This is a genomic window from Reyranella soli, assembly GCF_007992495.1.
Taxonomy (GTDB): Bacteria; Pseudomonadota; Alphaproteobacteria; order Reyranellales; family Reyranellaceae; genus Reyranella; species Reyranella soli.
In genome coordinates this window covers 89657-102012 of sequence record NZ_BKAJ01000045.1, presented here as the reverse complement: position 1 = coordinate 102012, position 12356 = coordinate 89657, and the positions used below count along the sequence as shown (strand labels likewise).

The window sequence follows — 12356 nt, the reverse complement described above, 5'->3', positions numbered from 1 at the left end:
CTGTTTTCAGTGCAGGGTGCCGATTCCGACCAGGATCGCAAAGCCGATTCCGCCGGCGACGGCCAGCCGCCACGCCCAGGAATAGAGCCGCGTGCGCCAGGCGACGAGATCGCCCAGGCGCTGCAGGGCGGCATCGTCGAACGGCGACTCGCCGTCGAGCGGCCGGTCGAGCCGCATGCCGAAGAAATCCCACTGTACGTTGATCACCGGGAAGGCGAAGCCGCAGCTCATGACGCTGACCAGCAGGCTGCCGTGGCCGATCACCTGGCCCACCAGCCTGACGGTCGGATTGGTGCCCATGAACGGCTCGGTGGGGGCGATGACCAGGACATAGGCCAGGGCGGCGACGACGATGGCGTTGAAGCGCAACAGCACCGACGTCTTGGAATCGAGCGTCGAGAGCATACCGTTGAGGCGATCCCAGGCCATGACCCGCGCCTTGTCCTCGGGGGGACCCGAGCCGGTCTGGATGCGCGCGATCGCGAGCGCCTGCTGCGTGACCCTCACGCGCGCAGCGCCTTGATGTTGGCGACGTACTTGTCCGGACCGCCGCTGAACACCGCGGTGCCGGCCACCAGCGCGTCGGCGCCGGCCTTGATGCAGCGCCTGGCGGTCTCGGCATTGACGCCGCCGTCGACCTCGAGGTCGATCGGCTTGCCCAGCGCATCGATCGCTTTGCGCAGGGCTGCGATCTTGGCGAACTGGCTTTCGATGAAGGCCTGGCCGCCGAAGCCTGGATTGACGCTCATCACCAGCACCAGGTCGAGGTCGGCCAGAACGTTCTCGATGGCGGCAAGCGGCGTCGCCGGATTGAGCACGCAGCCCGCTCTCTTGCCGTGACTCTTGATGAGCTGGATGGTGCGATGGACGTGCGGCCCCGCCTCAGGATGGAAGGAGATCGTGTCGGCCCCGGCCTCGGCAAAGGCCGGCACCAGCGGGTCGACCGGCGTCACCATGAGATGGCAGTCGAACGGCAGCCTGCTGTGCGGCCTGAGCGCCTTCACCACCATCGGGCCGATGGTGAGGTTGGGCACGAAGTGGTTGTCCATGACGTCGACATGGATCCAGTCGGCGCCGGCCGCCGTCACCGCCTCGATCTCGCGGCCCAGGGCGGCGAAATCGGCCGACAGGATCGAGGGAGCGATGCGGACCGGCTGTTGCGGCATGGCGGTCAGGTACCGGGACGTGTCGGCGCTTCCCAGCCCTTGCGGCGGAAGGGATGCGCCGGGAAGGTGCCGAGCGGCTTGAATTCCTCGGAGAAGAAGCCGAGCTCCTCCAGGGCGAGCTTCAATGACCGCTGCGCCGGATGGCCCTCGACTTCGGCATAGAACTGCGCCTGCTCGAAATGCGCGCCCGACAGGTAGCTCTCGAGCTTCACGATGTTGATGCCGTTGGTGGCGAAGCCGCCCAGCGCCTTGTAGAGCGCGGCCGGCACGCTCTTCACCCGGAACAGGAAGGCGGTCATGCAATCCACGGTGCGCCACTCGACCGGCGCTTCGTCGCGCGAGAACACCAGCATGCGCGTGGTGTTGTGGTCGGCGTCCTCGATGTTGCGCGCCAGCACCTTCAGGTCGTAGATCCGCGCCGCCAGCGAGGAGGCGATGGCGCCGACGCTCTTGTCGCCGTCCTCGGCGATCTCGCGCGCCGCACCCGCGGTGTCGCCGTGGACCAGCGGCGTGTAGCGGTGCCGCTTCAGGAAGTTGCGACACTGCGACAGCGCCTGGACATGGCTCTTCACCGTCTTGATCGACTTCAGCGTGGCGCCGGGCAGCGCCACCAGGCAATGCTCAACGCGCTGGAAATGCTCGGCGACGATCTTGAGCTTGGTGTGGGGCAACAGGCTGTGCAGGTCGGCGACGCGGCCGGCGATCGAGTTCTCGACCGGGATCATCGCCAGCTCGGCCTTGCCGGCCTGGACCGCGGCCATCGCCGTCTCGAAAGTCGGGCACGGCAGGGTCGTCATGTAGGGACGGGCCGACCGGCAGGCCATGTCGGAGTTGGCGCCGGCTTCGCCCTGGAAGGCGATGGTATTGCTCGCCGTGCTGCCGCGGTTGGTCCGCCCCTTTGCCATCTCGTCGATCCCCCGAACTTAACGCCTTACGCCGTGGCCGGCGGGTTGTTTCGCCCGCCGGATCAGCCGCGTCAATCATCCGGCGACGCTGCGCCGAAGAGCGGAAAAACCTCGCAAAATCCGGCACTTGCGACGTTCCGCCGCGCGAGCGCCAAGCCGTGATCGGATACTACTGGCCGCACTGAGGGCGTGCTACAGCAACGTCCGGAATTTTTGGGCGCTTCGGGATCTGACTATGGCCAGTTTCAACACGGTTGCGGGCTGCGTTCTGGCCTCGGCGTTGTTCGCGATGGTGGTGGGCAAAGTCTCCAACGCCCTGGTTCATCCGCACAAGCTCGAGAAGCCCGCGATCGCGGTGTCCGACGAGGCGCCGCAGACGGCCGCCGCTGCAGCCCCTGCGCAGGAACTGCCGCCGATCGGGCCCAAGCTCGCCAGCGCGAATGTCGATGCCGGCAAGGCGATCTTCCAGAAGCAGTGCTTCACCTGCCACACCGTCGACAAGGGTGGGCCGAACAAGGTCGGTCCCAACCTGTGGGGCGTGGTCGGCCGCAAGAAGGGCAGCCACGAGGGCTTCAGCTACTCGTCGGGCATGCAGGCCAAGGGTGGCGAGTGGACTTACGAAGACATCGACCACATGATCTTCAAGCCCACGGCCTACATCAAAGGCACCAAGATGGCCTTCGCCGGTCTGCCCAAGGAGCAGGAGCGTGCCGACGTGATCGCTTTCCTGCGTACCATGTCGGACTCGCCGCAGCCGCTGCCCTAAGGCCCGGACAACAACATGGCGGGGTCGGTTCCTGCCGAGCTGGTCGCGCTGGCTGAGCGTCTTGCCGACGCGGCACGGCCGATCGCCAGGCGCTACTTCCGCACTGCCGTCGCGGTCGACGACAAGACCGACGCGAGCCCCGTCACCATCGCCGATCGCGAGGCCGAGACCGCCATGCGCGCGCTGCTCACCGAGCACGTGCCGCAGCATGGCGTGTTCGGCGAGGAGCACGGCGCTGTGCGCACAGACGCCGACTACGTCTGGGTGCTCGATCCGATCGACGGCACCAAGGCCTTCATCACCGGCCTGCCGATCTTCGGCACGCTGATCGCGCTGCTGCATCACGGCAAGCCCGTGTTGGGCATCATCGACCAGCCTATCCTCGGCGAGCGCTGGCTGGGCGTTGCGGGCGAACGCTCGACCTTCAACGGCCAGCCGATCGCTGTGCGTGCCTGCGCCGACCTCGCGAATGCCTACATGTACTCGACGGCGCCGATCATGTTCCCGGGCGAATGGGAGAAGCGCCACGCGGCGTTGACCCAGCGGGTGAAGCTCTTCCGTTGGGGTGGCGACTGCTACGCCTACGGGCTGCTGGCCTCGGGCCATGTCGACCTGGTGGTCGAGAATTCCCTGAAGCTCTACGACTTCGCAGCCCTCGTCCCCGTGGTCAAAGGCGCGGGCGGCCTGATCACCGACTGGCAGGGCAGCGAGCTCGACATGAATTCCGACGGATCGGTGCTGGCGGCGGGCGATCCCGCCACCCACCGCGCCGCCTCGGCCGTGCTGAACGGCGACGATTCCGGCGCGCCAGAGAAGCGTCGCCAGCTCGGCTGATCGCCAGCCTTCCGCCGCAGCTCAGTTGAGCCGCAGGATCGGACGCGCAGGCGGTAGCGCGAGCGGCGTGAAACCGGCGAGGGGCGACGTAGCAGGGTTGCCCCAATAGCCGGGTGGCAGTTCGCTCGTAGCGCTCTCGCGCGAGGCCGCGGCCATCTCAACGGCGGCAATGGTCGGACTGGCGGCATTGGCTCGATGGTTGTTGTGAACGGCAACACCGATCACCGACATGATGCCGAAGGCGAGAACCGCTGTACCGTTGATGACCATGCAGAGCCCCCACGCTTAATGAACGTCGGCATTCTGCAAGGTCTGTCACGGCTGTCGCTGCTCAACCGGTCCGCTATGGAGGGACGATCGATCCGGATTGGAGATGTCAGCACGTGGCGGCCGTAAACCGCTTGGATTTACGGCCTCGAATCGGCTCGGGAAATGTGTCCGGGATCGTTCGGATCGCTGCCTTATCGGTCGCGACCCTCTTCCAGCGCGTTACACAACAACTTGAGCGGCAGCGGTTTCTCCAGGACGACCGGCTTGGTCTTCATGTCCTTGAGCGCGAGCCGCAGACGCTCCGTGTCGTGGGCGCCCGACATCAGGATCCAACGGCAGTTGGGCGCCAGCGCCGCGCTGTCGATGTAGAGGCGCAAGCCGTCGCCGTCCGGCAGCCCGACGTCGCACACGACCCCGTCGAGCTCTCCCTTGGCGACCATCGCCGCCAGCGCCTGGCGCGCGGCCGCCACGGTCCCTCGCCCGCTGACCTGATGGTTGCGACGTTCCAGGTATTCGACGATCTCGACGCATAGATCCGCGTCGTCCTCGACAACCAGGATGTTCATTGCCCGTTTCCCAGCGAGCCCGGCTGCAGGAGGGTTCACCCCTCGCTTACGGCGGAATTACACAGGCGCTTGTCGGAATTTAAGGCTCGACGATATCCTGAGGTCAACTGTCTTTTTGCACTCTCAAGTAAATTGGAAGCTGGAGCGTCGGTTCATGTCCGGCTCCCAAGGTAGGTCTCGAAGAAGTTCTCAACGGCGTGCATGCCGACATCACTGAGCTTGATGATGGTCCGGCGCTTGTCGGCCTTGTCCTCGGCCCGAACGATCAGAAGGTGGGCCTGCAGCGTTTCCATGCGCCGCAGCGCCGTCGTCTGCGGCACACCCGACGCGGCGCCCAGGCTGGTCACCGTCACTTCGGCGCCGACCAGCGCGGCATCGTAGAGATCGAGCAGCATCTCCCAGCACGGGTCGGAGAACAGCTCGGCCGGAAAGTACTGGCTGCGCAGCCGGCGCATGGTCTTGAGCTCGCTGAGGGCGGCGCGCTTACGGGCGATCGGACCGCCGTCCTCGGCCGCTTTTGCCTTGCTGACCGGCGGTGCCGGCGCTGCTTCCTTCGCGCGCAGCCTCATCTGGCGGGCGTGCTGGGCGGACTTCACCGCCCGGACCAGGCGCGGGCCATCGATCGGCTTGGTCAGCATGTCGCGCGCGCCCAGCCTGATCGCCTGCACGGCATCATCGAAACCGGCATTGCCGCTGACAAAGATGATCTCGGGCCGCTCGCCTTCACCGAGTTGGCTCAACCGTTCGGCGAACTCCATGCCGCTCAACTCCGGCATCCTGAGGTCCGTCACGACGACCTGCGGTCGATGGCCGTCGGCCAGGACCTGCAGGGCCGCCCAGCCGTCGGCGGCGGGCCAGCAGCGCAGGTTGGCCTTGCTGAGGTACTCGACGAGCTCCTCGACGGCGTCCCGGTCGTCATCGACCACCAGGACGTCGAGCGATCGTTCGTCCTGGGCGGTCGTCTCCGGCCTTTCCATTTGCCTCGCTCCCGGCGAATGCATCCGAATTGGATACTTTTGCGGGAACGCCCGGCCGTCAAGCGGTGCATATTGCGACGGGGTTTTTGGCAGGCGTTGGCTGCCCGGTTGTGTGCGTCCGCAAATATCTGCAAAGCGTCTCCTCGGGAGGGAGCTCTTTGAGCCAGCTAGACACCTTGTTGCAAGCCCGGCGCTCCGGGCGGCGGCAGCAGGGCTCACTCTGGAGTTCCAGCGGACGCGGGATCCTCGTCATTGCGGCCCTCAACATTGTGCTGTTGTGGGGCGTCACCGGCGGCGTGATCTGGCAAAGCCACCGCGACGCCGTGGGCGACTGGAAGCGGACGGCGGCCAATTTCAGCCTGACCACCGCGGCCTATGCCCAGCAGACCCTGGTCGCGACCGACCTCATGTTGCGGTCGATGCTGGACTGGATCACCGACGAGGACATCGTGTCGGAGGCGCAGTTCGCCGATGCCATGAAGCAGCGTCGCTTCCACGAGGCCATACGCGATCGCCTGGCCGGCCTGCCTCAGGTCAGCGTTGCCTCGATCTTCAACAAGGAGGGCCATATCCTCAACTCGTCGACCGACTGGCCGCCGCCGCCGGTCTATATCGGCGAGCGCGAGACCTTCCTGGCCCAGGTCGGCCCCGACAGCCCGCCGGTCTCGATCAGCCGCGCCCTGCCCGACGTCAGCAGCGAGCGCTGGACGTTCTATCTGTCGCGCCGGATCAAATCCAAGAACGGCCAGTTGCTGGGCGTCGCCGTCGTCGGCATCGAAGCCGCCTCCTTTTCCAACCTGTTTCGCCTGATCTCGCTCGGCGAGAACAGCTCGGTATCCCTGTTCCGGACCGACGGGGCACTGCTTGCGACGACGTTGAACGTGCCCGACCTGATGGGCAAGACCTACGCCGACGCCCAGCCGATCCGTATGATCCGCAACGGCCTCTCCGGCGCCGCCGAGATCACGCGCGAACCGACATGGTGGCAGCCATCGGATTCGGAACGACGCATCGTCTCGTCACGCCTGGTCGATGGCTTTCCTGTGCTGATCACCGTGACGATCGGCGACAAGACCTATCTCGGCCAGTGGCGGGAACGCCTCTATTTCATCCTGACCCTGGCGCTGTTGCTGAGCGCCGTCGCCGTCCTCGTCGCCGCCCAGATCCTGCGGCTGAGCGCGCGCGCCGAAGCGGCGGCGCGGCTGGCTTCGGAGCGCCGCCTGCTGACGGCCCTGATCGACACCCCGACGGCGCTGTGCGCCGTGCTCGACCGCCAAGGCCACGTGATCTACTGCAACGACCGCTTTCGCCAGGTCATCGCCCGCGACAAGGAGGCCGGCGACATCCTGCGCGACGAAGCCGTGCGCGGCGCCGCGCCCATCCTCGCCTTCGCCGCCGGCGACGACGCGCGCGGCATCGAGGTCGATCTCCAGCTTGTGCGGCCCGGCGACGCCACGCACTACCTGCATTTCTCGCTGTCACATCGATCGCTGCCCGAGATCGGCGACTGCACGATCCTGATGGGACACGACGAGACGCTGCGTCACCAGGCGCTGCAGGCCATCGCCCAGACGGCGAAGCTCGTCACCCTGGGCGAAATGACCACCGGCATGGCACACGAACTCAGCCAGCCCCTGAACGTCATCAAGATGGCGGCGCAAAACGCCCTGTCCGAGGTCGCACCGCCAGAGCCCCGCGAACCGGGCTTTCGCCCACCTCTCAGCGATAGCGAGTTGCGCCCGTTCGTCGCCGGCAAGCTCGGCCGCATCATGGCCCAGGTCGACCGCGCCGCCTCGGTCCTGACCCGCATGCGCGTGTTCGGGCGCACGCCTGACCGCGGGCCTGCCCTGTTCGATGTGCGCGAGGCATGCCGCGGCGCGCTCATCCTGGTCGGCCAGCGCCTGCGCAACGGCGGCATCACGGTCCGCGAAGAGCTCGGTGAACAGGCGCTGATGGTGCAAAGCCACCAGAACCTGCTGGAGCAGGCGCTGGTCAACCTGCTGGTCAATGCCCGCGATGCGCTGCTGCAATCGATGCGTCCCGACAAGACGATCGTGCTGTCCGTCGGACGCGGCGGCGACGGTCACGTTCTCATCACCATTGCCGACAACGGACCCGGCGTGCCGGTCGAGATCCGCGAGCGCATCTTCGAGCCCTTCTTCACCTCCAAGCCGACCGGCCAGGGAACCGGCCTCGGCCTGTCGCTGTCCTTCGGCATCGTGCGCGAATCAGGCGGCACGCTGTCGCTGCTGCCGTCCACGGAGGGCGCCGTCTTCCAGATCGACCTGCCCGGCGCAGCCTCGGTCTAAAGTGCTTTCCAGGAATCGCGGTCGATGTCGTACCAGACGATGTCGGTGAACGCCTTGTAGTCGACGCGGCGGCGATAGGTGAGGCCGAGCCGCTTCATCACCGCCTGCGAGGCGAGGTTGTCGGGCAGCGTAATGGCGAAGATCAGGTCGAGCTCAAGCGTGTCGAAGCCATAGGCGAGCGCCGCACGCGCCACCTCCGTGGCGTAGCCGCGGCCCCAGGCATCCGGATGCAACGCCCACAGCACCTCGGTCGCCTCGAACTCCGGCACGAAATTCAAGCCGCCATGGCCGATCAGCCTGTCGCCAAGGAAAACGCCCCACGGCGCGTACCGCCGTTCCTGCCAAGCCGCGGCGAAGCGGCTGATGGTGGCGCGCGCCGCGTCAAAGGGATCGCCTTGCGCCGGCGGCAGCCATTTCGCCACTTCCGGGTGGAAACGCATGACGGCGTAGGGCTCGGCGTCGTCGGGCACGAGCAGCCGAAGGGTCAGCCGGTCCGTCTTGAGCAGGGTCATCTTTACAGAACTTTACACCCCAGAGAGGGACGCGAAACCGGCCGGCCCCATATCACCGCCACAGGGACCACCTCACCCGAAACAACGGAGATTGACATGGCAAACCTCAGTATGAAGACGATGTTCGCGGCCCTCCTGGCCGGCAGCATCGCGGCGACGGCCGGCGGCGTGGCGTTCGCCAAGGCCGACGGCCAGGCCTTCGACCCTGCCAAGTTCCAGCAGCGCATCGAGAAGCGCGTGGACAAGGCCCTGTCGGGTACCGACGCCTCGACCGACCAGAAGAAGCAGGTCAGCACGATCCTGCAGGCCGCCTTCACCGACATGAAGGCGTTCCACGGCCAGCGCGTCGAGAACCGCAAGGCAATGGAAGCGGCAATGCAGGCCCCGACCATCGACCCGGCGAAGATCGAGCAGATCCGCGCCGAGCAGATGAAGATCGCCGACGCCAGCTCCAAGCGCTTCACCAAGGCGCTGGTCGATGCCGGGAACGTGCTGAATGCTTCGCAGCGCCAGGCCTTCTTCAAGGCGTGGAGCGAGGGGCACGGCAAGCGGCACGGCTAAGGCTAGATGACATCCGGTGCGATGCGGCCTGATACTGAGATGATGGCCGAGCGCATCCTGATGATCGATGACGACAGCCGCCTCGCCGGGATGGTCTCCGACTATCTCGGCGGGGCGGGCTTTCGTTTGACCATCGCCGGCACCGCGCGTGACGGAGAGGCGCTGCTGAAGCGCGAGACCTTCGACGCCATCATCCTCGATCTCATGCTGCCAGACGCCGACGGCCTCGATCTCTGCCGCCGCCTGCGCACCGTGAGCGACCTGCCGATCCTGATGCTGACGGCGCGCGGCGAGCCGATGGACCGCGTGATCGGCCTGGAGGTCGGCGCCGACGACTATCTCGCCAAACCCTTCGAGCCGCGCGAGCTGCAGGCCCGCCTGCGCGCCATCCTGCGCCGCAAGGGCACGCCGGCGAGGAGCGAGACGCTCAGCTTCGGCCGGCTCGAGATCGACAAGGGCGCGCGCGTGGTGCGCGTCGACGGCGAGGAGCGCACCATCACCTCCTACCAGTTCGCACTGCTGCTGGCGCTGGCCGAGCGCGCCGGCCGCGTGCTGTCGCGCGACGCGCTGATGGACCTGCTGAAGGGCGAGAAGCTCGAGGCCTTCGACCGCTCGGTCGACGTCCACATCTCGCGCATCCGTGCCGCCATCGAGGACGACCCGAAGAAGCCCCGGCGCATCCTGACGATCCGCGGCGCGGGCTACGTCTTCGCCAAGGATCAGGACCGGTGATGCCCCTCGTTCACCTCGACTCCCTCTTTCACCTCTCCCGTCATACGGGGGAGGCCGAGAGGGGGAAGGCATCCGTCGAGGTGTCGGCGTATTTCAGATCTGAAATCTTCGGCATCACCGGTGCGGCTCTCCCCCTCCCTACCCTCCCCCGTATGACGGGGGAGGAGAATGAGGAGGTCTGAGCGATGCAGCGCCTCTACCTCCAGTTCTATCTCACCATCCTCGTCGTGCTGGCGGTGTTCGTCGGCGCGGCCGCATTGTTGTGGCGGCTGGCCGACGACGATGCGCGGACACCGCAATATTTCGAGGTCGCCGCGGAGCTCACCGGTGCGCTGCTGCCCGATGCCGATGCGCCGGCGCGCGAGCAGCAGGCGGCGGTCGAATCGCTGTATCGCAAGCTTCGCTTCGACATCGCGCTCTACCGGCCCAACGGCACCATGATCGCCATGGCGGGCAAGCCACCGCCGCGCTTCGACCACAGAAACGCACGACAGGGCTGGCGGCGGGGTCCAGGGGGACCGAACTTCACCCTGCTGCTGCCCGACGGACGCTGGCTGGTCGCCCGCCAGGTGCGGGACCGGCCGATCAGCCCGACCTTCTGGATCACCGCCTTTCTCGCCTTGGTGGCGCTGGCGGTCGCCGTCGGCGCTTATCCCGTGGTGCGGGGGCTCGGCCGACGGCTCGAGCGTCTGAAGGCCGGCGTCGAGCAGTTCGGCAACGATCTTGGCGCGCGGGTGAAGGTCGAGGGCCGCGACGAGGTCGCAGCCCTGGCGCAGAGCTTCAACCGCTCGGCCGAGCACATCGAGCAGCTCGTCGCCGCCCATCGCATGCTGCTCGCCAATTGCAGCCACGAGCTGCGCACGCCGCTCGCCCGCATCGCCGTCGCCGCTTCACTGCTGGGCGAGGGCGCCGACGCCAAGACCCGCGAATCGCTGAAGCACGACGTCGAGGAGCTCGACCAGCTGATCGAGCAGATCCTTTTGGCCAGCCGACTGGAAGCCCTGCCGACTTTGGAGCATCGCGAACCGGTCGACCTTCTGGCGCTGGCCGCCGAAGAGGCCGCACGCTTCGACCTCGACGCCACCGGCCAGCCGGTCACCGTATCGGGCGATCGCACGCTGCTACGGCGGCTGATCCGCAATCTCTTGGAGAATGCCCGGCGCTACGCCGGCGATGGCCCGATCGCGGTCTCCGTCACCGCTGACAGTGGACGTGCGGTCCTCGAGGTCTCCGACCACGGGCCTGGCGTGCCGGCAGCGGAGCGACAACGGATCTTCGAGCCCTTCTATCGCCTGGCCGGCGGCAGCGAGAGTGGCCGCGGCAGCGGGCTTGGCCTCGCCCTGGTGCTCGACATCGCCCGCCGTCACGGCGGCGACGCCGTTTGCCTGGCGGCGGACAGCGGCGGCAGCCGCTTCCGCATCGACCTGCCGGCCGTTAAAGATACGAGGTGAACGGACGTTTACCGGAGGAGCGGCCCCATGGATTTCGACATTCCTGCCGAGATCTCGGCGTACCTGAGGGAGCTCGATGCCTTCATCGAGCGCGAGATCAGGCCGCTGGAGCGCGAGAATGACAATATCCGCTTCTTCGACCATCGCCGCGAGCATGCCCGCACCGACTGGGACAATGACGGCCAGCCACGCCACGAATGGGAGGCGCTTCTGGCCGAGATGCGCCGCCGCGCCGACAAGGCGGGCCATCTGCGCTTCGGACTCCCGAAGGAGCTGGGCGGCAAGGACGGCTCCAACCTCGCCATGGCCATCATCCGCGAGCATCTGGCGCACAAGGGGCTCGGCCTGCACAACGACCTGCAGAACGAGAGCTCGATCGTCGGCAATTTCCCCGTCGCCCTGCTCCTGCACCGCTTCGGCACCAAGGAGCAGAAGGAGCGCTATCTCGAAGGCATGTTGACCGGCAAGGAGCGCATCGCCTTCGGCTTGACCGAGCCCAACCACGGCTCGGACGCCACCTTCATGGAGACCACGGCGACGAAGCAGGGCTCCGACTGGGTGATCAACGGCATGAAGCGGTTCAACACCGGCATGCATACGGCGACAGTCGATCTCGTCTTTGCCCGCACCTCGGGCAAGCCCGGCGATGCGCGCGGCATCTCGGCGTTCCTGACGCCGGTCAAGTCGGAGGGCTTCAAGGTCGAGCACATGTGGTGGACCTTCAACATGCCGTCGGACCACGCCGAGGTGTCGCTGACCGACGTCAAGGTGCCGGCCTCGACCATGCTGGGCGAGGAAGGCCGCGGACTCGACGTGGCGCAGACCTTCGTGCACGAGAACCGCATCCGCCAGGCCGCCTCGAGCCTCGGCGCCGCGCAGTACTGCATCGACATGTCGGTGGCCTACGCCAAGAACCGCAGGGTGTTTGGCAAGGCGCTGGCGTCCAACCAGGCGATCCAGTTTCCGCTCGCCGAGCTGCACACCGAGGCCGAGATGACGCGCGGCCTGGTGCGCAAGACCGCCTGGCATCTCGACCGCGAGCACCACATGAACGTCAGCGAATGGGTGGCGATGTCGAACTATCGCGCCAACCGCCTGGTCTGCGACGCCGCCGACCGCGCCATCCAGGTCCATGGCGGCATCGGCTACTCGCGCCACACGCCGTTCGAGCACATCTATCGCCACCATCGCCGCTATCGCATCACCGAGGGTTCCGAGGAGATCCAAATCCGCCGCGTGGCGGGCGCGCTGTTCGGCTTCTGGGGAGCACAGAAGGCGTCGACGGCGCCGAAGGGGTGACCTCGTCC

The 12356-nt window shown here is 66.9% G+C and carries 14 protein-coding genes; 7 read left to right on the top strand and 7 right to left on the bottom strand.

The window, feature by feature from the left end; all coding sequences use genetic code 11:
• Window positions 1–6: 6 nt before the first annotated feature.
• From RSO01_RS14775 to RSO01_RS14765, 3 genes are read right to left on the bottom strand one after another with little or no spacing between them, the layout of a single operon-like run.
• Entirely contained in the window at window positions 7–507 is a 501-nt protein-coding gene (locus RSO01_RS14775; protein WP_147149867.1) for a hypothetical protein, read from the bottom strand.
• A complete protein-coding gene (rpe, locus tag RSO01_RS14770; protein ID WP_147149866.1) occupies window positions 504–1166 on the bottom strand; it encodes a ribulose-phosphate 3-epimerase in 663 nt (220 codons plus the stop codon). The genes RSO01_RS14775 and rpe overlap by 4 nt, the downstream gene beginning before the upstream one ends.
• A 5-nt stretch (window positions 1167–1171) precedes the next feature.
• On the bottom strand, window positions 1172–2071 hold the full coding sequence (locus tag RSO01_RS14765) for a prephenate dehydratase (RefSeq protein ID WP_147149865.1): 900 nt from the start codon (window positions 2069–2071) through the stop codon (window positions 1172–1174).
• A 235-nt stretch (window positions 2072–2306) separates the two neighbouring features.
• Between RSO01_RS14765 and RSO01_RS14760 the strand changes: the two genes are divergently transcribed.
• Entirely contained in the window at window positions 2307–2837 is a 531-nt protein-coding gene (locus RSO01_RS14760; RefSeq protein WP_147149864.1) for a c-type cytochrome, read from the top strand.
• A gap of 15 nt (window positions 2838–2852) precedes the next feature.
• Entirely contained in the window at window positions 2853–3671 is an 819-nt protein-coding gene (gene hisN, locus RSO01_RS14755; protein ID WP_147149863.1) for a histidinol-phosphatase, read from the top strand.
• A 21-nt stretch (window positions 3672–3692) separates the two neighbouring features.
• Here the strand turns inward: hisN and RSO01_RS14750 are convergent, their stop codons facing one another.
• The 3 genes from RSO01_RS14750 to RSO01_RS14740 all read right to left on the bottom strand — a co-directional run bounded on the left by RSO01_RS14750 (window position 3693) and on the right by RSO01_RS14740 (window position 5484).
• Window positions 3693–3941 carry a hypothetical protein gene (locus tag RSO01_RS14750; RefSeq protein WP_147149862.1) on the bottom strand — a complete coding sequence of 83 codons (249 nt, stop codon included), beginning with the start codon at window positions 3939–3941 and terminating at the stop codon, window positions 3693–3695.
• 191 nt (window positions 3942–4132) lie between these two features.
• Window positions 4133–4507, bottom strand: coding sequence for a response regulator (locus tag RSO01_RS14745; RefSeq protein ID WP_147149861.1), 375 nt, complete (start codon window positions 4505–4507; stop codon window positions 4133–4135).
• Window positions 4508–4659: 152 nt separating this feature from the next.
• Window positions 4660–5484, bottom strand: a complete 825-nt coding sequence (locus RSO01_RS14740; protein WP_170303067.1) for a response regulator — start codon at window positions 5482–5484, stop codon at window positions 4660–4662.
• Between the two features lie 158 nt (window positions 5485–5642).
• On the opposite strand from RSO01_RS14740, the gene RSO01_RS14735 reads away from it, so the two are divergent.
• On the top strand, window positions 5643–7793 hold the full coding sequence (locus tag RSO01_RS14735) for an ATP-binding protein (RefSeq protein WP_147149859.1): 2151 nt from the start codon (window positions 5643–5645) through the stop codon (window positions 7791–7793).
• On the opposite strand, the gene RSO01_RS14730 is transcribed toward RSO01_RS14735, so the two are convergent.
• Window positions 7790–8305, bottom strand: a complete 516-nt coding sequence (locus RSO01_RS14730; protein ID WP_147149858.1) for a GNAT family N-acetyltransferase — start codon at window positions 8303–8305, stop codon at window positions 7790–7792. The two genes, RSO01_RS14735 and RSO01_RS14730, sit on opposite strands and share 4 nt — an antisense overlap.
• Window positions 8306–8401: 96 nt before the next feature.
• On the opposite strand from RSO01_RS14730, the gene RSO01_RS14725 reads away from it, so the two are divergent.
• From RSO01_RS14725 to RSO01_RS14710, 4 genes are all read left to right on the top strand, one after another.
• A complete protein-coding gene (locus RSO01_RS14725; RefSeq protein ID WP_147149857.1) occupies window positions 8402–8866 on the top strand; it encodes a Spy/CpxP family protein refolding chaperone in 465 nt (154 codons plus the stop codon).
• Window positions 8867–8908: 42 nt separating this feature from the next.
• A complete protein-coding gene (locus RSO01_RS14720; RefSeq protein WP_147149905.1) occupies window positions 8909–9598 on the top strand; it encodes a response regulator in 690 nt (229 codons plus the stop codon).
• A 185-nt stretch (window positions 9599–9783) separates the two neighbouring features.
• Window positions 9784–11049, top strand: a complete 1266-nt coding sequence (locus RSO01_RS14715; protein WP_147149856.1) for a sensor histidine kinase — start codon at window positions 9784–9786, stop codon at window positions 11047–11049.
• A 27-nt stretch (window positions 11050–11076) separates the two neighbouring features.
• Window positions 11077–12348 carry an acyl-CoA dehydrogenase family protein gene (locus tag RSO01_RS14710; RefSeq protein ID WP_147149855.1) on the top strand — a complete coding sequence of 424 codons (1272 nt, stop codon included), beginning with the start codon at window positions 11077–11079 and terminating at the stop codon, window positions 12346–12348.
• Window positions 12349–12356: the final 8 nt, after the last annotated feature.